Consider the following 21,344-nt stretch of genomic DNA (forward strand, 5'->3'; position numbering starts at 1 on the left):
TAGCTGAAAAATTTCAAAAAGCGATCCCATTATGACCGATAAGCACCTTTACAAAAATAGTAGCGCATTACAAAACCTCTCTCTAGGAAAGAACAGTGAATATAAAGATCACTATGATGCGTCTTTGTTACAGGATCCCCGTAGTTTGAATCGCGATGAATTAAAAATAAGCGCCGATAATTTACCCTTTGTTGGCTATGATTTATGGAATATTTATGAATTATCTTGGTTAAATAGCAAAGGTAAACCGGTTGTTGCAACGGCGGTTGTCACTATCCCCTTTGATAGTGACAACTTAATTGAATCAAAATCTTTTAAACTCTATCTAAATAGCTTTAATCAAACTCAATTTTCTTGCCTCACTGAAGTGCAAGAAAGATTAACAACAGATTTGTCAAAGGTCGCCAACAAAAGCGTGCGTGTTGAAATTAATGACAATTTAGATAAATTTACGGATAAGTTAGGCACCTTCAAGGGGCATTGCATCGATGATTTGGATATAGCGGTTAATAACTACCAATTCACAAGTGACTACTTGCAGGACATTGGTGGTAATCAAATAGTGACAGAAACATTATATTCACATCTTTTAAAATCAAACTGTTTAATCACTAACCAACCGGATTGGGGAAGTGTAGAAATAAGCTACACAGGACAAAAGCTTGATAGAGAAAAATTATTACGTTACTTAATATCATTTCGTCAGCATAATGAATTCCATGAGCAGTGTGTCGAACGAATTTACTGCGACCTCATGAAATTTGCACAAATAGATTCGCTTTCAGTCTATGCGCGTTATACTCGCCGAGGTGGTTTAGATATCAACCCATTACGATCGACGAACAGCATCGAAAGTGTTAATAATCTACGTTTATTACGACAATAAAATCGGATGTTATGAAATATATTGGCTTATATATGCGCACAATGTTTGCGCTATTTTTATTGCAAATCAGCCTCACTGTAGGTGCGTTTGAACTGGTAGAAACATCGGTTAGTATGCCATTGAGAGAGGCGAGTAATGATCGTTATAATGATCCATTAAATTGCGTAGAAAAAACCAAGCGTTATATTAGCCAACAAAAATATTTCGAATTAAATTCATGGCCACAGCACAATGACAATGTGCCTAAGAAAATAGCCAATCTAGGCGCGGTGCAATTACTGGCATTTTGCTATACACAATTAGAAAATTACGAAGATGCAATTAACTTATTGCATCCCATTTTACAAAATAATGGTTTTACTCGTGACAATATCAATATATTAAATTTAATTGCCTTAACCATACCACCACAAAATAGGTCGCAGCTAACCAACTCAACACTATTAAAAATGTTACATGATAGCCTAAATAACCTTGAAACTGGGGCTTTTTCTGATTCGCCTAATCTCACCATAGAGATACTCTTTGCCATCGTTAATTTATCATTACAGGAAAATTTATATCAAGATACATTAAATGCCCTAGAAGAGATAAAAAAACGCATAAAAGACAATAATGACTCCAAGTTAAAGGCTTGGTTGATCTATTACTACGGCCTCTATTACAATCAAATCAATCAACCACAACTCGCCAATTCAGCGTTTATGCAAGCGAATAAACTAGCAGAACAAAATACATTAGTAGAACTGAATGGTTTAGTAAAAAAAAGTTTAGTAGAAATTTATGCAAAACAATATCGCATATCAACGGCGTTGGTTTTTGCTAAACAACGTATCGAATTTTATTTAAAAACTAAAAACAATGTCAAACAAGCAGATAGCCTAATCGAATATGCCATTTTAGAAAGACAAAAAAATGGGACTAATGAATCTCTCATTTATCTTTTTAATGCCCTTGAATTAGTTCAAATAAATAAACATAACTCGCTACTGCCACATATTTATCTTGAGATAGGTCGCACCTATCTTGCCAATGGGCAAAAAGATAATGATGCTAAACAGTTTCAACTCGCACAAAAATACCTACAAAATGCACGCTACCACTTTAAACGTTTAAAGCTAACTCATTTTCAAATAGAGTGTTTATTACTTCTTGCACAGCTAAATATCATGAATAAGGATCCCGCTCTCGCGATTATTCAGCTCGAAAAAGCACTCCAACTAAGTGATAACAAATATCTACCATTACGTGCACAAGCCTTTGAAATGTTAGCGTTAAGCTATGAGCTAACTGGCAATTTACAGCTCGCCATTTTACATTTTAAAAACTTTCATGCGCTACAGAATCGCATCAAACAAGGGCTGTTAGAATTACAACAATTACAAATTAGCGAACAGCTGCAACTTTTTGAAAAAACTCAAAATCAAGAACAGTTAGAAGCACAGAATACACACCTACGGCAGCTTAGTTCAGAACAAAAGACATTAGCTAACTGTGCATTACTACTATTAATTTTAGTGAGTGTTCTATATTTTTATACCGTCACCAGAAATAAAAATCTCAATAGAAGTAATCGCCACAAGCAGCAACAATTAGCAATACATAAACGCACTAAATTACCTTTACAATATGCAAGAAATAATAATTTCAATACGTTATACGACGGTGAACCTCTTTACTACATGTTGGTCAATTTCCCATTTTTAAATAATTTAAATGAATTAAAAGGCAGTAATGAAGCTTCTAAAATAGAGCATCGATTTGGTGCGGCCATAAAAAAACAATTTCTCAATAACATGGCATTTTTTCAATTACGAGATAACCAAATACTGTTTGTGGGTAAGCAAAAGGAATATGGTTCAGCACAAGCACTATTTGACCAAATAGAAACTTTTTTTACTGTTTTTAGTGAAGATAATCAGATAGATAATAGTATCGCCTGTGGTCTTGTTACCTTTCCTTTTTTAAAAAATTCAAGTAGAGCACTGTCTGCAAATCGTACCTTAAAACTAAGCATTCTAGCGATGTCTGCAGCGAATCAAATTGGTCACACTTTACATAAAAATAGCTGGGTAGAACTTTATGCAATTGATAACCTACAACCTGCATTTTTAGATGGCGATTTATGGAATGCAACGCAAATAGCAATTAACAAAGGGTTGATTAAAATCAATAGTAGCCACCCAGACTATACGTTTACCTGGCCAGCTCTAAAGGATTAATTGTTTTAATTGCTCTTAGATTCACACAAATTATTTAATTATTGTGCTTTTAATAGTAAATATGATTTACTGTTCCTTGCCCCCATAAGCAAAGTTACTGATAATCATATTTGCAATTTAATTTTAGAAATGGAATACCCTTTATGTTAACAGTGGATGTTATCAATTTACTCAAAAAATTATTAGAAAGAGCCTCTCTACAAAGCAAATCTTTTGATAGCTACAAAGTAAATTTATTAAATAAATTACAAAACAGTGCATCTAATGCAACCACCCAAGCCCTAGCAAAAGAGTGCTTAGAAGAGCTAGATGCAACAGAATATCCATTACAAGAAACCCTCTCAGAGGGACGTTTATTAGTTTCTCAATCGCAATTACAGATACAAAAAATTCCCGAATTACCCGATGCTATTCTAAATAAGCTAACACAAACAAAAAATACTCAATGCCCCTACACCATTATTGACCACCATAATGAGCTTTCTGAAATAATCAGACTATATCAACGCGTTATCAATCAATTGAATAACAAAAGCAGTTCCCTTGTGCCGCATATTGATAGTCAACAGATACTTTATGAGTTCAATGAAGAACTACTACGACTCATTCTCTCCTTAGATATCGACAGTGCCTATTTGAATAAAATTAAGCATATCCATCAAACAATGGAAAAAAGTACCTGCTTACAGCAATTACCTGAATCATGTATCCGTATCATTGAAATTATCATCGATAGCACGCGTGAAGAGCGGCGCTCATCCCGCCATTTTCTTTACACGCTTAACGACAGTCTAACAAAGTTTAATATTGATTTTACCGACAACCTTAAACAAGCAGATGGATTATTCGCAGATCAATCTCAGTGCATCAAAAAAATGCACAAACGAGTCGATAGATTAAGCCATGAAGTCCGACAACATACCGATTTTTCTTCTTTACAAGCAGGTATCATCTCTTATATTGAAACGATGAGTTACTTAACACAAGCTACGGATGACGAACAAAAACAGGCACAAGTACTGCAAAAATTTCATACCATGGCACGGGAAATAAAAGATCTACAGAATAAAACTAAACATTATCAACGCACACTAAAAGATCAACAGAAGCAATTACAAACAGACTTCTTAACAAAAATACCCAATAGAGCCGCATGAACGAACGTTTATCGATAGAATATAATCGTTATACCCGTTATAACAATGACCTGAGCATCGCTATTATAGATGTTGATAAGTTTAAGAAAATAAATGATACCTTTGGCCATGTTGCAGGAGATAAAGTAATTAGTGTCGTGGCATTAATGCTACAAAAATCATTGCGTAATACAGACTTTATTGCTCGCTACGGTGGTGATGAATTTGTACTTTTACTACCAGAGACCAATCAGCAACAAGCACAGAACTTATTAGATAAACTCTGTGAGAAAATACGGTCGATTCCCTTTAAATTCAAAAAAGAGAATATCAGTATTACGATTTCCATCGGTTGCACTAGCTTTACAAAAAGGGATAGTATTGAGACAGCTTTTGAGCGCGCGGACAAGGCACTTTTCCACGCTAAAGATAATGGCAGAGATCGTTATATTACTTTTAAAGAAGAAGCATAACTTATTTACCCCTAGATTCGGATAATAAGTGCAATTTCTTTTATCAAGATGTAGCACCTATAACTCATTGCTTTAAATATAAAAATGTAAATAAATTTTTTTAGCTTATGCTATAGGTATTAAATCTAATCACAGACAGAGGCCATATTATGATTTCCCATATCAGTCCAGTAGGCAGCATGGCACTACTTTCTCAGCTTGAAGTAAACCAATTAACACACAGTGCAAGCAGTGAAATTTATCAACTTTTTCGTAACTGTTCTCTTGCGGTATTAAATTCCGGTAGTCATACCGATAGCAGTAAAGAAATTTTAGAAAAATATAGCGATTTTGAAATCAAAGTATTACGCCAAGAGAGAGGGATGAAACTTGAATTAAAAAATCCACCTCAAGAGGCTTTTGTCGATGGGGAGCTTATTAAAGGGATACAAGAAAATTTATTCTCCGTATTACGTGATATTTTATATGTTAATTCAAAAATTTATCATTCTGAATATAACGAACATGACTCTGCACAGACCACCAGCTTGATCTTTTCTATTTTGCGTAATGCCAATACCTTACGAGCAGGTGTAGAACCTTCCGTAATCGCATGTTGGGGAGGTCATTCAATTAATGATATCGAATTTCATTACACTCAAGAAGTGGGTAGCCAATTAGGCTTAAGAGAACTTAATATCTGCACCGGTTGTGGGCCGGGTGCAATGGAAGGCCCAATGAAAGGCGCTGCTGTTGGGCATGCAAAACAGCGTGTCAATGATGGCCGCTATATTGGTCTAACGGAGCCGGGTATTATCGCGGCTGAACCACCAAACCCGATCGTCAATGAATTAGTTATTTTACCTGATATTGAAAAGCGCCTAGAAGCCTTTGTGCGTATCGCTCATAGCATTATTATTTTCCCAGGCGGGCCCGGCACAGCGGAGGAATTATTATATATTTTAGGGATAATGATGCACCCTGAAAATAAACGCCAGCCCTTCTCGATTATATTAACGGGCCCCAAGGAGAGTGAGTCCTATTTTAAAGCAATAGATCAATTTATTGGCGATACGCTCGGTGAAGAAGCACAACAACATTATGAAATAATCATAGCCGACCCAGCCTTGGTAGCACAGACTATTAAAAGATCCATGCAAAAAGTGACTGATTATCGTCGTGCCATTGGTGATGCTTACTCATTTAATTGGTCTTTAAAAATAGATCATGCTTTTCAGCACCCATTTATTCCTAACCATGAAAATATGGCCAATCTTCAATTAGATGCCAATCAGCCTATCGACCAACTTGCCGCTAATTTGCGCCGACTATTCTCAGGTATTGTAGGCGGTAATGTTAAAGATGAAGGGATCAAATCTGTCGAGCAATTTGGCCCCTTTAAAATAAAAGGAGATAAAGCACTAATGCAAAAAATTGATAAATTACTACAAAGTTTTATTAAACAAGGGCGTATGAAATTACCCGGTTCGGTTTACACCCCCTGTTATGAGATTATCAAGTAAAGATGCTATCAACGTTACTTGTAATAGATGCAATGAATCTTGTGCGGCGCATTTACGCCGTACAAGAAAAACAACATGGAGAAACACAAGCTGCCATTTTGGCAACAGAAGTAACCGCCTGTAACGCATTAAAAAAATTATTACAGTTACATCAACCTAGCCATGCTATTTGTGTTTTTGATAGCCATAGCCACAGTTGGCGTCATGAACTCTATCCGAACTATAAACAGGGGCGAAAACCGATCCCCTCCCTGCTAAAAAATAATTTACAGCAGATACAAGATCAATTCTTTGCAATAGGAGTCGACTCATTAGTCACTGAGCAGGATGAAGCGGATGACCTTATCGCGACCCTTGCACATAAAATGGCCTACAATCAACAAAAATGCATTATTGTATCAACCGACAAAGGCTTCTATCAGCTGTTAAATAGCCATATCATTATCTATGACTATTTTCAGCAAACCTATACTGATGCGCTACGCGTTAAAAATAAAATGACGTTATCCTGTCAACAGTTATGTGATTATTGGGCAATCACAGGTATCACAGGCAGCGCAATTAAAGGCGTTGAAGGGGTCGGTAGTAAAGGAGCATTAGCATTGTTACAAAGCTATTCTAGTTTACAAAATATTTTACAACAACCACTCGAGACAACTGACAAGCGCGTCCAAAAAGTTTTACAACAGCAACAACAGGCGTTGCTTGCTAAGCAGCTAGTAACGCTGCAAACCTCCATGACCCTAGGCTTTAACTTACACGATTTACGCTATCAAGAAAAAATGTGATGCACTGTCACAAACCAGCAACAACAAAAAGTCACAAATAGATATAAATCAAGACTATTTTTCATTATTTCAGTAATATATCCATGTTATCTCAGATGCATAGTCAACATATTGAGGTCACATGGCAATATCCAACACCAACCAATGCATAACTTAGAGAGAATTCAGTGAAAAAAATATTACTCATCGCTATTGTCGCGGCCGCCGGCGCTGGTGCTTATCTTTTTAATCAACAACAAACGCCATCTAAAGCCGATGTAAACAATATCTTAGAATATGTCCCTGCAGATACGCCTATTTTTACAGGCATGCTCGACCCATTTCCTTTAAAAGAGTATCTTGCTTCTCTGCCAGCTATGAACATACCCGATTCGCCACAAGCGATGGAAACACTCTACTCTGATGATGATCCGCGTGTTAACTTTTTCCTCAATCTCTTTAAAAGTTATCAAATGGGGCTGCAAAATCCCGAACAACTGCTAAAAACATTTGGTTTTCCTGATAAATTACGCGCCTATTTTTATACGTTAGGACTGCTACCTGTATTTAAAATAGAAGTGCAAGATGAACAAGCGCTATGGGCATTGCTCGATAAAAATGAACAAGAGACGGGCTTTACCTCTACGATGGGCACCTTGGAGAAGGTAAATTATCGTTCTTATCTCTTATCTGAGACAAATGATCCAGCAAAACTCGCGCTTATTGTTGCGATTAATAATGGCATGTTAACAGTAACAATGAATAGTGCTTATCAAGAAGCGACATTGCTATCAACAGCACTTGGGCTAACAAAAGTAGATAACTCCCTAGCCCAATCAGGCAAAATTGAACAGATCATTAAAACACATGATTTTTCTCGTGCGAGTGTTGGCTTTATTAACCATGTCGAAATAATTAAAGGGATGACAACCAAGAACGCAAATCAACTTGCGGGTCAAATCACTTCTTTAGAAAAACAGTTTGCGGAAGAAAACGCCCTCGCTGAATTACATACACCTGAATGTGCCTCTGAATTAATGAGTATTGCAAATAATTGGCCAAATACAGTATTTGGTTATACACAACTAGCCATTAATGAAAAAGTCTCTGATGTGACTATCGCAACGGTTATTGAAAGTAAGAATCAAGTCATTCTTGATGCATTAAACAGTCTGCGAGGATATATTCCAAACTTTGCAAATGATATCAATAATAATGTGTTTGCCATGGGTTTAGGAATCGATGTTAGTCAATTGGGTAGTACGCTTAATACCATTTGGAGCGATCTACAAACACCAAGCTTTACCTGTCCATTACTTGCACAAGTGCAAAGCGAAATTAGTCTCGCAGGAGAATCTGTCACCATGGTCAGCATGGGAACTGCTATGGTAAATAGCATGAAAGGATTAAGTGTTGCCCTTATCGATTATCAATTAAATCAGGAAGAAGAATTACCTATATTGGAAAATCTTGATGCTTTAGTCACAATATCAACCGATCAACCTCAGCTGTTATTCAACTCACTTAAAATGTTTATCCCCCAACTACAAACTATCCAACTTGAAAATAATGGCACTCCCGTAAACTTAAAAGAATTTGTAGCTATTCCGCAGGAGTATAATATTGATCCTAAACTGGCGATTAAAGGGAAACATATCGTTATTTATACTGGCAAAAAAGGCAATGAAATCGCTGATACACTGGCAACCGAACAACTTACTGCAAATGGGTTATATAGTGTTACCGTCGATTTTAAAAAGATGTTTAATCCACTTATATCTGCAGCAGAACTGGCAGGTGAAAGCATACCTGAAGAGGCTGAATTTTTAATGGATTATGACTCACGCATGAAAATGAATCTCGATATTAATGCGCAAGGTATTATTTTCGAATCCAGAGTAAATAGCAAAGCCGCTAATTAACCTAGCCCATTTCGTCACTGCATAGCCGAATCAATCAGCTATGCAGTGCGAGTTAATTGTTCATTAATTAATCTAATAACTCGTAAGAGAAATAAAAAAACTTTAATAACTGGATTATCCTCACACATCCCCCTATAATCCGACCATTTTTTAAACAAACCTTTTAAAACATAGCTTACATTTTACCCCTATAAATATGGATATATTATGCTCGATAAATTTTTTAAATTAAGCGAACACGGCACAACAATAAGAACGGAAGTTGTTGCGGGATTTACCACCTTTTTAACCATGGCTTATATCATTTTTGTTAATCCACAAATGTTATCTGCAACGGGCATGGATTCAGGAGCAGTCTTTGTGGCAACCTGTCTGGCTGCTGCGCTAGGCTGTTTTATTATGGGCTTTTATGCAAACTACCCTGTTGCACTAGCACCGGGTATGGGTTTAAATGCCTTCTTCACCTATGCCGTTGTACTTGATATGGGTTATACATGGCAAGTGGCTCTAGGCGCTGTATTCCTATCCGGTTGCTGTTTCCTCGTATTAAGCTTATTTAGAATTCGCGAGTGGATAATTAATTCAATTCCACTACCAATGCGTAAAGGTATTGCCGCAGGTATCGGTCTATTTTTAGCATTAATCGCCCTTAAAAATTCAGGTATTGTGGTAGATAATCCAGCGACATTAGTTTCACTTGGAGATATGAAGTCATTACCGGCAGCACTTGCTTCTTTAAGTTTCTTCCTCGTTATTGCATTAATGCATTTTCGAGTTAAAGGTGGCGTTATGCTCGCTATCTTAGCCGTTACAATCATCGGTATTATTGTTGGAGATGTGCACTACACCGGTATAATATCTATGCCACCAAGCATCGCACCAACCTTCATGCAAATGGATATCGCTGGTGCATTTAATGTTGCCATGATAAGTGTTGTCTTTGCCTTCCTATTTGTCGACCTATTTGATACATCAGGCACCCTCATTGCGGTTGCAGATAAAGCAAAATTACTCGATAAACAGGGTAACTTACCACGTTTAAACCGTGCACTATTAGCAGATAGTGGTGCTTCTATTACAGGCTCAATGTTAGGTACATCAACGACAACCAGTTACATTGAAAGTATTGCTGGTGTTGCAGAAGGTGGCCGTACAGGTCTCACGGCAGTTGTCGTTGGTTTACTCTTTTTAGCGTCACTGTTTTTTGCCCCTCTAGCTGGCATGATCCCAGGTTACGCAACGGCTGGCGCATTATTATATGTCGCAGTGTTGATGGTTGGCGGACTAAAATCAATCAATTGGGATGATATTACAGAAGCGGCACCCGTGGTCATTATCGCATTGATGATGCCATTAACCTTCTCTATCGCTAATGGTATTTCACTTGGTTTTATCGCCTTCGCTGCGATTAAAGTATTCAGCGGTAAAGCCAAAGAACTGAGCGCAAGTGTTTGGTTCTTAGCTGCATTGTTCCTCGCTAAATTACTGTTCTTTCCTGGTTAAATAACTATTTTCAGTATCAAAAAGCCATTTATAGCCATGCTATAAATGGCTTTTTTTATCTACATAAAGGTCGATTTAATATTATTAGCAACGGCCTTAATTAAGGTCTCCTTTGCCTCTCGACTTGCCCATGCAATATGCGGCGTGATCACTAAACGGGCCTTAGCTTGCACGGATAAATAAGGGTGTCCTTCTACCATTGGCTCTTCAGCTAACACATCGGTACCATGATATAGCCCAGCATTATCAATCGCCTTTGCCATCGCATACTCATCGATAATGCCACCACGGCCTAAATTAAGAATAATGGTTTTTTCTTTCACTTGCGCCAATGCTTGCGCATCGATTAAATTTAAGGTCTGTTCATTAAGTGGCGCATGGATAGAAATAATATCGCAACTCGAAAGCAACGTTGCTAAATCAACTTGCTGATAAGCCTGTTGACTGTTTTTCCCTGATGTTGAGAAATAACAGACCTCGCAACCAAAGGCTGTTGCAATATCTGCAACTCGACGTCCTATCGCGCCAAAACCAATAATTCCCCAGCGCTTGCCTTTGATTTCAAAAAAAGAGTCCTGCAGGTGGGTAAAAATGGGACTGCTACACCACCCACCAGAGCGCGTGTAATTATCATAGTAACGACTTTGATGTACTAATTGAAAAAGCATCGAAAAGGTCGATTGCGCGACACTTTCCGTTGAATAACCCGCCACATTTTTAACCACAACACCGGCTTTTTCGGCGGCAATTAAATCAACGTTATTAGTCCCCGTCGCAGTAATACAGATCAATTTAAGTTGTGGGTTTGCCTTAATGACCTGTTCATCAATCACCACTTTATTGGTGATAATAATCTCATTATCACCAATATGCGCTAAACGTTGCTCTGTTGATGTCAACGGATAAGCATTAAAGTCACCCAGTTGCGTAAATAAAGTTAAATCACACTCACCTAGGGTTTGTGCATCAAGTAAGACTATTTTCATTATTCCTCCTATTCCTATGAGTTGAATACTAGCTATAAAATAGCATATTGAAAGGTTCGAGTATCCATCACATTATGGCTAAAGTAGGAATATAAAAATGGACGAGTTCGGGAAGTTGATAATTGTTGCGCGGGTATCCATGCAAATAAAAAGGTAAGAGGTTGCCCTCTTACCAGAAAGGATCTAGGCGTGCTCCTTTAACATATCTAAGGCGACAGCTTGTGCTATTTTTATACCATCAATACCCGCTGATAATATCCCGCCGGCATAGCCTGCACCTTCACCACCAGGATATAACCCTTTGGTATTAATGCTTTGGAAGTCATTACCGCGTTTTATTTGCACCGGTGATGAGGTTCTGGTTTCGACCCCCGTTAACATCGCATCTTTACTATCAAAACCGCGTATTTTTTTAGCAAAAGCGGGTAGAGCTTCGCGAATTGCAGCAATCGCAAATTCGGGCAGCGCTTCACTCAAATCGGTCATTTTTACATTGGGTTTATAGGAAGGTTCAACATTTTCAAAGGGCTTACCTTTACCTGCCGCTAGAAAGTCCCCGACCATCTGCGCAGGCGCATCATAATTACTGCCGCCCATAATGTACGCATTACGCTCCCACTTACGCTGTAGTGCAATCCCCTGTAATGGGTCATTATTAAAATCACTCGGCGCAATACCTACCACAATCGCACTATTCGCATTTCGTTCACTACGTGAGTATTGACTCATTCCATTAGTCACTACCGCCTCTTTTTCCGAGGTTGCCGCAACAACAACACCACCGGGGCACATGCAGAAACTGTAAACAGAGCGACCATTCTTACAATGATGCACCAGTTTATAATCCGCCGCCCCTAAAATAGGATGTCCTGCATTGATACCAAAACGGTCTTTATCAATCATCTCCTGCTTATGCTCGATGCGGAATCCCATCGAGAAAGATTGTGCCTCAAGGTGTACCCCTTTGTCATGGAGCATCTGCACAGTATCGCGGGCGCTATGTCCGATTGCCATGACTACATAGGGAGAATCAATTACTTCACCATCACTCAGGGTTACCCCTGTCACCTGACGGTTTTCATCAATATTAAGCTCCTCAACTCGCGTTTGAAAACGAATTTCGCCACCTAAAGCAATGATCTTACTGCGCATTTTTTCCACCATGGTGACTAATTTATAAGTACCAATATGCGGCTTACTGACATAGATAATTTCCGCAGGCGCTCCCGCTGCAACAAACTCTTGTTTTACTTTTAAACCTAAGAAACCGGGATCTTTCACTTGGCTATATAACTTACCATCGGAAAAAGTACCAGCGCCACCTTCACCAAACTGCACATTTGATTCGGTATTGAGCTCGCTAGTACGCCAAAAACGAAAGGTATCTTTGGCACGCTCATGTACTGACTTACCACGCTCAATAAGAATTGGTTTAAAGCCCATCTGCGCTAAAATCAGTGCTGTAAATAACCCACAGGGGCCCATCCCGACAACAATCGGTCGCTCTCTCATATTTTCAGGGGCTTGAGCCACATATTGATAACGGGTATCGGGGAGGAACGCACATTTGGATCCTTTGCAAAACGCTGCAGAATATCCTCTTCATCAACATTTTTTAACGTAACATCAAGGGTATAAATTAATATCACTACATTACGTTGACGTGCATCGTAACCGCGTTTGAAAATATGAATATCAACCAATTGCTCTGCTGAAATAGCAAGCTTCTCGAGTACATATTGCTGCAAAGCCGTTTCACTATGATCCAGTGGCAGTTTAACTTGATTGAGACGTATCATGGGGTCACCTGAGTAAAAATAGAGCACAATAATAAAGCGCGTAGTTTACGTTATCTTAAGATGAAATGAAAACAGAGGGGCTGGAAATCAGTAAATAATATATGGCACAAGGAATGTCTGATAAACCATTAGATTAACGCTATCAACTATGATGTAATGATATTGTTTAGTTTTTCATTTATCGGAATATTACATGACACTGTTGATTTTATACTTATCTATTGCTATTGGCATTTCATTTATATGCTCCATTTTAGAGGCCGTGTTGCTTTCGATTACCCCAAGCTATATCGAACAAATTTCCGCAGATAATTCTCGTTCAGGTAAAATATTAGTTAAGGTAAAAACTAATTTAGACGAATCACTTTCAAGTATTCTCATTTTAAATACCTTTGCACATACTATCGGTGCAGCCGGTGTTGGCGGCCAAGCAATTCGTATTTTTGGAGAACAATGGGAAACACTGATTGCCGTGTTATTAACCTTAGCTATTTTATATTTATCAGAAATAATACCAAAAACCTTAGGGGCAACTTTTTGGCGTAATCTCGCGACACCAGCTGCCTACACCATATCTTGGTTAATCAAACTTGTTTACCCTCTAGTCTGGCTATCAACTAGGATCACTCAACTATTTAGTAAAGATAGAGAAAATGAGATCACCCGGGAAGAGATCATTGCATTGGCTTCTTTAGGGCATAAAGATGGTGCATTGTTTGCCCAAGAAAATGAGTATTTATCGAATTTGTTAAAATTACGCGAATTCAAGACTGAACATATTTTAACTCCTCGCACCGTTGTACACATGTTACATCAAGAGATGACTGTTACAGAGGCGCTCAATTTAGCTGAAACACGGCAATTTTCACGTATCCCAATTTACAGGGAAAATATCGATAACATTGTAGGCATGGTATTACGTAACCAGTTATTTGAAGCTGAACGGTCAGGGTGTGGCGACCACCCTCTCAGTGACTATATTGTGCCACTGATGCGAGTATCTGAAAAATTACCGGTGCAAAAATTACTGGATCGGTTTATAAAAAACCATATTCACTTATTCCTCGTTGAAGACGAATACGGACAAACAGCAGGAATTGTATCGCTAGAAGATGCGATTGAGACCTTACTAGGTCGTGAAATTATTGACGAAAGCGATACGGTAACCGACTTACAGGCGTTAGCCAGAGGGAATTATCGAGAACGCTTACGCACAGAAAAAAATGGGGATGTAGAGTAGTATTAACAGCCATCAAGTTAGCTTAATTACAGCTCAATAACGCCCTCGGCAGCTCAATACAATCGTGCAAAGGCGGACTGAAGTCCGCTGTTCAATAGGGGGGAAAGTAAAGGTTATCGCCCTTTCATTGCCCCCATCATATCCCACATTGGGGTAAAGATACCCAAGGCTAAAATCAGTACCATGCCTGCTACAATACAGATCAAAATAGGCTCGATTTTCGCGGTCATATTTTTTAATTCATAATCCACTTCGCGCTCATAGAAGTCAGCAGCTTCATTAAGTAATTCATCAACTTGCCCCGTCTCTTCACCAACCGCCATCATTTGCAATACCAACGGCGTGAACAGCCCCGCTGCATTAGCGGTATTTAATAGCGTTTCGCCTGACTCAATTCTGCCGCGCATGGTTAATATTTTAGCTTTGAGATATTCATTATCAACCGCAAAAGCAATCAAATATAAGGCATTATTTAACGGCACTCCAGCACTTAGCATCATTGCGAAGCTACGTGAAAAGCGAGCTAGCAAAGATCGTTCAATCACAGAGCCCACAACGGGAATACGTAGTTTCCATTTATCCCATAAATAGCCGCCTTTATCTGATCCTAGCCAGATTTTAAGAGCAATGAATATGGCAATTAAGCCGAACAGTAAGTAGTACCAATAATTAACAAAAAATGCCGAGGTCGCTAATAAAACTTGCGTGGTCCAAGGTAACTCGGCATTAAATTTTGCAAACATATTGGCAAAAACAGGGATAACATAAATATTCAAAATAACCATGGCAACCGACAAAGCAATCAGTACAAAACTAGGGTAACGCATGGCGCTTTTAACCCTTCTAATCGTCTCTGCTTCTTGTTCGATGTATTCCGATAGCTGTAAAAAAATGCGATCCAACTGACCGGTATTCTCGCCAACTTGCACCAGCGATATATACAGTTGCGAGAATACACGTGGGTGAGCGTTCATGCTTGCAGATAATGAGTAACCATTACGCATACGCTGCAAAATATCATGTAAAGCCGCACTTAACAGTTTTGAATGGCTCGAATCAGCAAGTCCATTGAGCGCACGTAAAATGGGAATGCCAGCTTTAGTTAATGAATATATTTGTCGAGTGAAAATGATTAGATCCGCTAATTTAACCTGTGATACAAAAATTTTCGAAAAATCTAGGCCATCGCCTTTAGCCGCAACCTCTTTTAATGCATTAGGCAAGATCCCCTTTTGCATTATCATATCAGCAGCGGATTCCTTAGAAGTAGATTCAATCTCCCCTTTAACGTTGTTGCCTTGGCTATCTCGCCCCGTGTATTTATAGATGGCCATTAATTTTTAAATCCATCATCTAGTGTTAAAGGTATGCTATTTGGCTGCGCTAAATTACTACTCGTACTAGCTTGCTCTGAAATTGCGTCAACGGCCTTTCCCCGCTCAAATCGATCGACCAATTTAAAGACCTCTTCTAAAGAGGTGATCCCCTGTTTTGCATAATCGAGTGCAGACAAAGCCAATGATTTAAAATTGGGCGAAACCTGCGCCGCTTTAGAGAATGCATCGGTATCATCTAAACGTAATGCAGAGATCATATCTTCGTCTAATTCCAATAACTCAAACACACCGATTCGCCCCTTATAACCAGTGAAGTTGCAACGTTGGCAGCCAATCGCAGAATGGAATTGTAATTGTTGGTGAGCATCACCCGTTAGTTGTTCAAGTAAAATCTGTTGTGATACTTCAGGGGCTGCTGAGACTTTACAGTTACCACATAATCGACGCACTAAACGTTGTGCAATCACAGCACGCAATGCACTGGCGACTAAATACCCCGGCGCGCCCATATCTAATAGACGTAGAGTGCTACTAATCGCATCATTGGTATGCAAGGTTGAAAGCACTAAATGGCCCGTTAAAGCACCACGTAGACCAATTTCCATGGTTTCCGCATCGCGCATCTCGCCCACTAATAAAACATCTGGATCTTGGCGCAGAGCGGTACGTAATACCGTTGAAAAATTTAACCCTATTTTGCTATTGACCTGTACTTGATTGACACGATCTAAACGATACTCAACGGGATCCTCAACGGTAATAATTTTTTTTCCGGGCGAATTTAATGTGCTAAGAGCGGTATAGAGCGTCGTCGTTTTACCACTACCCGTTGGCCCCGTTACTAATATCAAACCATTTGGACGCTGCAACTGTAACTCAAAACGTGCTTGTAAATGGTCAGGTATGCCAATCTCTTCAAAGGATAGCACCCCTGCCGATTGATCAAGCAAACGCATAACCATCGATTCTCCATCTTGAATCGGCATGGTTGAAACACGTACATCAATACTGCGCCCTTTAATATTGATATTAAATCGGCCATCTTGTGGTAAACGTTTTTCCGAAATATCTAATTGTGACATTAACTTTAAACGTAATATCAAGGCGCTGGCGATACTATTTTCTGGTAATAACGTCTCCTGTAAGACACCATCAATACGTTGCCTGATACGCAATACTTTCTTATCGGGTTCGATATGAATATCCGATGCGCCAACCTGCACGGCATCTTCAAACAGAGATTGGATCAGTTTTGCAACTGTGGCATCGGACCCTTCGGTCATATCTAAATTTGAAGTTGCATCAAATGCGGAACTTTCACCATGTTCTTCACTAAGTTTTACGGCGAATGAGGCGATTTCTTTAGTACGTCGATAAACACGGTCAAATGACTCTATGATTTGATCTTCGCGAGCGATCAATAGCTCAAAGGGACGCCCCTTTAATAGGCCAGATAAAACTTCTAAGTTATGTAAATCGGCAGGATCAGAAACAACTAAGGTGATCATATTACCGTTATCATGAATCGCTAAAGCACGCATACGACGCGCATGTACTTCAGGAATTAATTGCACGGCATTATGGTCAATTTTGACTTTGCTTAGATCAACGATTTTTATATCTAACTGACGAGATAAAAAGGTCAGCATTTGATCTTCACTGATATAACCTAAATGGATTAACGTTGCCCCTAATTTAAGCCCTAATTTGCCTTGTTCCTGCAACGCGTCATTTAGTTGTGATGGGCTAATTAGTTGCTCTTCAACAAGTAAATCACCGAGGCGTTTCTTTAATTTAGGTTTCATTGCATGCCCCTATGTTGATCTAAATAACGCAACCGTTGATTAATATAATCCTTCGCTTTACTTGATAAGTCATGTTGCAATAGCGCAAAATTATAGCTTGTAATCGCCAACTCTCTTTTCATTTGTTTATCCTGCGCTATCGCTAATGACATTCTCCAGCGACCATTATTAACCTGTTGCGATAGCAAATCCTGATATAATTGTTCCGCTTGTGCATATTTTTTTAGCTTAAGCGCTAACACAGCAAAACTAACATAATAATCCAAATGGCCTGCAACATTGGGTGGGTTATGCGCCAGATAGCGGTAGGCTTTTTCTTCATTTCCCTCTTTTAACGCCATCCGTGACAATATCAAGTTGAAATCGGAATAGTGTGGAGATGTTAGCGCCCCTTGTTGTAATAAACGTTGTGATTTAGAGACATCCCCAACACTATAGTAATAAAGCGCTAAGGATTTTCGCACTTCATTAAGCTCAGGCTGAACAGAAAGTGCCTGTTCACGCTTATTAGCGGCTAAATTCAAGTCCCCTTTAGCTTCGGCTTTATCGGCCTCTTTTAAATAAATTTGTGCTAATTCTGATGCACTTAGCTGCGCCGGTTTTATCTCTAAAAAGGTGCTTTCTTCACTACTCTCTGTTGTTAGCGGAGTGACTGCCACAGCGGTTACTTTTTTATCAGCCAAGGTTGGCGGATTCGCAGGTGGACTCATCAACGTGTTTGCTTTCTCTGAGACAACAGGTTGTACTTGAGGTTTAATTTTAGGTTTAGGTTTAGGTTTAGGTTCAACCAGTGCGACAGGTGCGACGTTATTAATGACCGCAGGCTGTTTTTTTTCTGGCGTGGCGACCTGATTCATGGAGGGGGGCGTTATTGCTGATGTTTGCTCAACACTTTCAAGAGGTGCGTTAGCATTGCTGGGTGGCGCCACTAATCGCTTATTATTACCTTCATCAATACTCGGAGGCGCGCTCACTAAAGAGGGATCGGCTAACCCGTTATTTTGCGTAAAGATAAGATAAGAGAGGCCCAATGATGAGCCGATTAATAGGATAATAAAAAATATGATTGCTAGTTTTTTTTTGTTATTTTTTTTCGGCATACCGCTTAATACGGGTTGTGCATGCTGTGATTTTTCAAAATCTTGATACATTTGATTAATAATGCTCATATTCCACCTTTCCACCACCAAAATAAAACACCATTAAATATGACAAAGAAGGCTAGCAACAACCACCAACGATTCAATTTATCTAATGCATAGGCATCTTCAGTATCATCAATAGCTTGGGCTACCAGTTTATTGTTAATTTTATAATGTTGCTGCCCATAGGTAAGCATTAATGTTTTATGGCATAAAATATTAATTAAACGCGGGATGCCACGGCTAGCGCGGCTTATTTTTCGGCATACTTGAGGAGTAAATAATGACGCACCACGATAACCAGCTTGTTGTAAACGTTGGGAAATATATCGTTCAATCTCATCATCGGACAGCGCCCGTAATTGGTAAGAAAACGAGATCCGTTGACGCAATTGCCGTAAATTACTTTGTGCTAATCGAACATCCAATTCCGGTTGTGCAAACAAAACTACTTGCAATAATTTTTGCGACCCCGTTTCTAAATTGGAGAACAATCTCAACGCTTCAAGCGTTGAATCAGGAATCGCCTGTGCCTCATCAACTAGCACCAACACCTTCTTTCCCTGCTCAAGTAAATACAATAACCGCGTTTTAATCTCTCCAGTTAACAGAAACTGTTCCTGCAAATGGCTCGGGTCGACACCTATTTTATTAGCCAAAGCAGAGCGTAACTCATGTGCACTCAGGTAAGGATTGTCGATATTCACGATAATGTATTGATCCGCGAGGTCACGTTGGATTTTATTACATAAAAGCGTCTTACCCGTGCCAACCTCTCCGGTTATTTTTAAAATCGCTTCGCCCAGTGAAAGCGCAGTAACAATCACTTCTGATGCTTCTTTGTGCGGCGTAAAATCAATATAAAAATTAGGATCGGCAGTTAAAGAAAATGGCACTTCAGCTAATCCAAAATGTTGTAAATATATCATTCTGACGGATACCACTTTTCAATCAATTCAGAGGATTTCACCAACTCTTGTTTCCAGGTATTCTGCTTAACAATTTGTGGCTTAACTAAAATGATTAATTCAACCTTTTCGTTCTTTTTGTCTCGATTAGTAAAGAATTCACCTAACCAAGGTATATCACCAAGTATCGGCGTTTTAGAGACGACATCCTGTTCAATCTGGCTCATTAAACCACCAATAATAATGACATCCCCAGATTTTGATTTAACCACCGTATCCGACTCCCGCACTTCACTTTTCGCTAAAGGAAGCGTTAGTGAGCCAAGTTCAGTCCCAAAGTCGATGGTTTTATTCTGTTCTTGAATATCAATAATTGAAGGGTGGATATGTAATAAAACCGAATCATCGTTATTAATCTTCGGCGTGACATCAACAGCTATCCCCGAGAAAAATGGCGTCAACTCTATATTCGGGGTTGAGGTTGTCGCATTACCAGTCACCGTTGTTGTGGAAACATCGGTGACAAAGTATTCATCACCACCAATCTTAATTAACGCTTTTTGATTATTCATTGCCGTGATGCGAGGTTTGGAGAGCACATTTACATCGCCCTGTGTTTTTAATAGTGAAAGAACCGCGCTAAATGATCCTTTACTCACCGTCAAAGCGCCCCCCCACCAATCGCAGTTTGAATCACGTTATCAGCTATCTTAGATACACTATCAAAGACTAAATCGGACCCGCCAATACTGGCGTTAGCGCTCTGCCAAGAAACCCCCTGTTGATAACGGTCGCTCAATGTGACCTCAATGAGCTGCATCTCAAGTATTACTTGACGGTTTAAGTGATCGGTTTCGTTCTCTAAAAACTCTTTAACATTACGAATTTCATCAGGATATGCTCGGATAGTGATCGTCCCTGACATCGGGCTAACAATAACATCTCGCCCTGTTTTTCCTCCTAATAAAGCTCTTATTTTATTATCTAAGTAAGCCCAATAGTTGGTGCTAGTCACTGTCACAATTTCAGTGCCATCATCTAGGCTACTGGAAGCAAAATCACCAGTAAATTCATCACCACCAGTTTCAGAGTCTCCAGTAAAGTTGTTATTAGCACTATTATTGTTGTTATTATTATTATCGTTATTATTATCGTTATCTTGATTATCAGCCGAACTACTTAAATGGCCTGCTAATACGGTAACTTTAGACCCCCCCATACGGTTCATAAATAAATAGTCCAATGTAAAACTCGCGATACGCATTCCGACAGGATAAATATGATAAACGTTACCTTTAAGCTTAATTTCGTAACCATACATATCTTCGATGACGGCAAGCGCCTCGGGTAACGTAACCTGTTTTAAAGAGAGGGTTATTTTTCCGCTAACATTCGGATGAATAGCAACACTATAGGATGAGTCTCGAATTAATGACGAAAAAAATACGCCAGCATCAACATCCCTTGCGGAAATATCGATACGTTTTTCCGCCACAAAGGTCGATTCCGACAATTCGGATAAATCGGCATAGAGCTCATCGGCAACATCACTCGGCAATTCAAGATTTTGAACTTGCTGATCGATGCCCTCTTGTAATATTTGTTTCTGCTCTGACGCGGTGTTTTTTTTCGTTGTTTGACAAGCTGTTAACAATAAAATACAACAACCTATCGAAATCATTTTTTTCATTTTCTATTTTCCATAATACATATTGC

The 21,344-nt window shown here is 39.1% G+C and carries 16 protein-coding genes and 1 pseudogene; 9 read left to right on the top strand and 8 right to left on the bottom strand.

The features are described 5' to 3' along the window. Positions 1-31 precede the first annotated feature (31 nt). The 8 genes from queF to AB2N10_RS10120 all read left to right on the top strand — a co-directional run bounded on the left by queF (position 32) and on the right by AB2N10_RS10120 (position 10,411). Positions 32-886, top strand: a complete 855-nt coding sequence (gene queF, locus AB2N10_RS10085) for an NADPH-dependent 7-cyano-7-deazaguanine reductase QueF (RefSeq protein ID WP_369433793.1) — start codon at positions 32-34, stop codon at positions 884-886. A gap of 32 nt (positions 887-918) precedes the next feature. Continuing rightward, positions 919-3,108 (top strand): GGDEF domain-containing protein, encoded by a 2,190-nt coding sequence (locus AB2N10_RS10090; protein WP_354623766.1) that lies wholly within the window; start codon positions 919-921, stop codon positions 3,106-3,108. A gap of 143 nt (positions 3,109-3,251) precedes the next feature. After that, positions 3,252-4,265, top strand: a complete 1,014-nt coding sequence (locus AB2N10_RS10095; RefSeq protein ID WP_369433794.1) for a hypothetical protein — start codon at positions 3,252-3,254, stop codon at positions 4,263-4,265. Further along, complete coding sequence (locus AB2N10_RS10100) at positions 4,262-4,717, top strand: GGDEF domain-containing protein (RefSeq protein WP_369433795.1); 456 nt, start codon at positions 4,262-4,264, stop codon at positions 4,715-4,717. The genes AB2N10_RS10095 and AB2N10_RS10100 overlap by 4 nt, the downstream gene beginning before the upstream one ends. A 149-nt stretch (positions 4,718-4,866) precedes the next feature. Beyond that, the gene (gene ppnN, locus AB2N10_RS10105; RefSeq protein ID WP_369433796.1) at positions 4,867-6,219 is read left to right on the top strand and encodes a nucleotide 5'-monophosphate nucleosidase PpnN; all 1,353 of its coding nucleotides are present in this window, start codon (positions 4,867-4,869) and stop codon (positions 6,217-6,219) included. Positions 6,220-6,221: 2 nt separating this feature from the next. Continuing rightward, on the top strand, positions 6,222-7,007 hold the full coding sequence (gene xni / locus AB2N10_RS10110) for a flap endonuclease Xni (RefSeq protein WP_354623762.1): 786 nt from the start codon (positions 6,222-6,224) through the stop codon (positions 7,005-7,007). 167 nt (positions 7,008-7,174) lie between these two features. Beyond that, positions 7,175-8,908: a hypothetical protein gene (locus tag AB2N10_RS10115; RefSeq protein WP_369433797.1), complete on the top strand. Its 1,734-nt coding sequence runs from the start codon at positions 7,175-7,177 to the stop codon at positions 8,906-8,908. Between the two features lie 207 nt (positions 8,909-9,115). Further along, positions 9,116-10,411, top strand: coding sequence for an NCS2 family permease (locus tag AB2N10_RS10120; RefSeq protein WP_354623758.1), 1,296 nt, complete (start codon positions 9,116-9,118; stop codon positions 10,409-10,411). Between the two features lie 59 nt (positions 10,412-10,470). Here AB2N10_RS10120 and AB2N10_RS10125 read toward each other — a convergent pair whose 3' ends face one another. Together AB2N10_RS10125 and AB2N10_RS10130 are read right to left on the bottom strand one after the other, a co-directional pair. Then, complete coding sequence (locus tag AB2N10_RS10125) at positions 10,471-11,397, bottom strand: D-2-hydroxyacid dehydrogenase (RefSeq protein ID WP_354623756.1); 927 nt, start codon at positions 11,395-11,397, stop codon at positions 10,471-10,473. A gap of 183 nt (positions 11,398-11,580) precedes the next feature. Further along, positions 11,581-13,196: pseudogene (locus tag AB2N10_RS10130) on the bottom strand (NAD(P)/FAD-dependent oxidoreductase). A gap of 193 nt (positions 13,197-13,389) precedes the next feature. Here AB2N10_RS10130 and AB2N10_RS10135 point away from each other — a divergent pair. Further along, positions 13,390-14,436 carry a hemolysin family protein gene (locus AB2N10_RS10135; protein WP_354623755.1) on the top strand — a complete coding sequence of 349 codons (1,047 nt, stop codon included), beginning with the start codon at positions 13,390-13,392 and terminating at the stop codon, positions 14,434-14,436. A gap of 113 nt (positions 14,437-14,549) precedes the next feature. Here AB2N10_RS10135 and AB2N10_RS10140 read toward each other — a convergent pair whose 3' ends face one another. Genes AB2N10_RS10140 through AB2N10_RS10165 form a run of 6 tightly spaced genes read right to left on the bottom strand, consistent with a single transcriptional unit; the run spans position 14,550 to position 21,318 of the window. Next, positions 14,550-15,770: a type II secretion system F family protein gene (locus AB2N10_RS10140; protein WP_354623753.1), complete on the bottom strand. Its 1,221-nt coding sequence runs from the start codon at positions 15,768-15,770 to the stop codon at positions 14,550-14,552. Then, complete coding sequence (locus AB2N10_RS10145; protein WP_369433798.1) at positions 15,770-17,578, bottom strand: GspE/PulE family protein; 1,809 nt, start codon at positions 17,576-17,578, stop codon at positions 15,770-15,772. Before AB2N10_RS10145 ends, AB2N10_RS10140 begins: the two co-directional genes overlap by 1 nt. Then, entirely contained in the window at positions 17,575-18,747 is a 1,173-nt protein-coding gene (locus AB2N10_RS10150; protein ID WP_369433799.1) for a tetratricopeptide repeat protein, read from the bottom strand. Before AB2N10_RS10150 ends, AB2N10_RS10145 begins: the two co-directional genes overlap by 4 nt. Further along, positions 18,744-19,649: an AAA family ATPase gene (locus AB2N10_RS10155; protein WP_354623748.1), complete on the bottom strand. Its 906-nt coding sequence runs from the start codon at positions 19,647-19,649 to the stop codon at positions 18,744-18,746. The genes AB2N10_RS10150 and AB2N10_RS10155 overlap by 4 nt, the downstream gene beginning before the upstream one ends. Continuing rightward, positions 19,646-20,287, bottom strand: coding sequence for a type II secretion system protein GspD (locus AB2N10_RS10160; RefSeq protein ID WP_369434669.1), 642 nt, complete (start codon positions 20,285-20,287; stop codon positions 19,646-19,648). The genes AB2N10_RS10155 and AB2N10_RS10160 overlap by 4 nt, the downstream gene beginning before the upstream one ends. A 2-nt stretch (positions 20,288-20,289) precedes the next feature. Further along, the gene (locus AB2N10_RS10165; RefSeq protein WP_369433800.1) at positions 20,290-21,318 is read right to left on the bottom strand and encodes a secretin N-terminal domain-containing protein; all 1,029 of its coding nucleotides are present in this window, start codon (positions 21,316-21,318) and stop codon (positions 20,290-20,292) included. Positions 21,319-21,344 lie beyond the last annotated feature (26 nt).

The sequence above is a fragment of the Psychromonas sp. MME1 genome (assembly GCF_041080865.1).
Taxonomy (GTDB): Bacteria; Pseudomonadota; Gammaproteobacteria; order Enterobacterales; family Psychromonadaceae; genus Psychromonas.

Bases quoted from the DNA above. Each gene is read 5' to 3' on its own strand.
- queF (WP_369433793.1), top strand. From the start codon at position 32: ATGACCGATAAGCACCTTTACAAAAATAGTAGCGCATTACAAAACCTC.
- AB2N10_RS10090 (WP_354623766.1), top strand. From the start codon at position 919: ATGCGCACAATGTTTGCGCTATTTTTATTGCAAATCAGCCTCACTGTA.
- AB2N10_RS10095 (WP_369433794.1), top strand. From the start codon at position 3,252: ATGTTAACAGTGGATGTTATCAATTTACTCAAAAAATTATTAGAAAGA.
- AB2N10_RS10100 (WP_369433795.1), top strand. From the start codon at position 4,262: ATGAACGAACGTTTATCGATAGAATATAATCGTTATACCCGTTATAAC.
- ppnN (WP_369433796.1), top strand. From the start codon at position 4,867: ATGATTTCCCATATCAGTCCAGTAGGCAGCATGGCACTACTTTCTCAG.
- xni (WP_354623762.1), top strand. From the start codon at position 6,222: ATGCTATCAACGTTACTTGTAATAGATGCAATGAATCTTGTGCGGCGC.
- AB2N10_RS10120 (WP_354623758.1), top strand. From the start codon at position 9,116: ATGCTCGATAAATTTTTTAAATTAAGCGAACACGGCACAACAATAAGA.
- AB2N10_RS10125 (WP_354623756.1), bottom strand. From the start codon at position 11,397: ATGAAAATAGTCTTACTTGATGCACAAACCCTAGGTGAGTGTGATTTA.
- AB2N10_RS10135 (WP_354623755.1), top strand. From the start codon at position 13,390: ATGACACTGTTGATTTTATACTTATCTATTGCTATTGGCATTTCATTT.
- AB2N10_RS10140 (WP_354623753.1), bottom strand. From the start codon at position 15,770: ATGGCCATCTATAAATACACGGGGCGAGATAGCCAAGGCAACAACGTT.
- AB2N10_RS10145 (WP_369433798.1), bottom strand. From the start codon at position 17,578: ATGAAACCTAAATTAAAGAAACGCCTCGGTGATTTACTTGTTGAAGAG.
- AB2N10_RS10150 (WP_369433799.1), bottom strand. From the start codon at position 18,747: ATGAGCATTATTAATCAAATGTATCAAGATTTTGAAAAATCACAGCAT.
- AB2N10_RS10155 (WP_354623748.1), bottom strand. From the start codon at position 19,649: ATGATATATTTACAACATTTTGGATTAGCTGAAGTGCCATTTTCTTTA.
- AB2N10_RS10165 (WP_369433800.1), bottom strand. From the start codon at position 21,318: ATGAAAAAAATGATTTCGATAGGTTGTTGTATTTTATTGTTAACAGCT.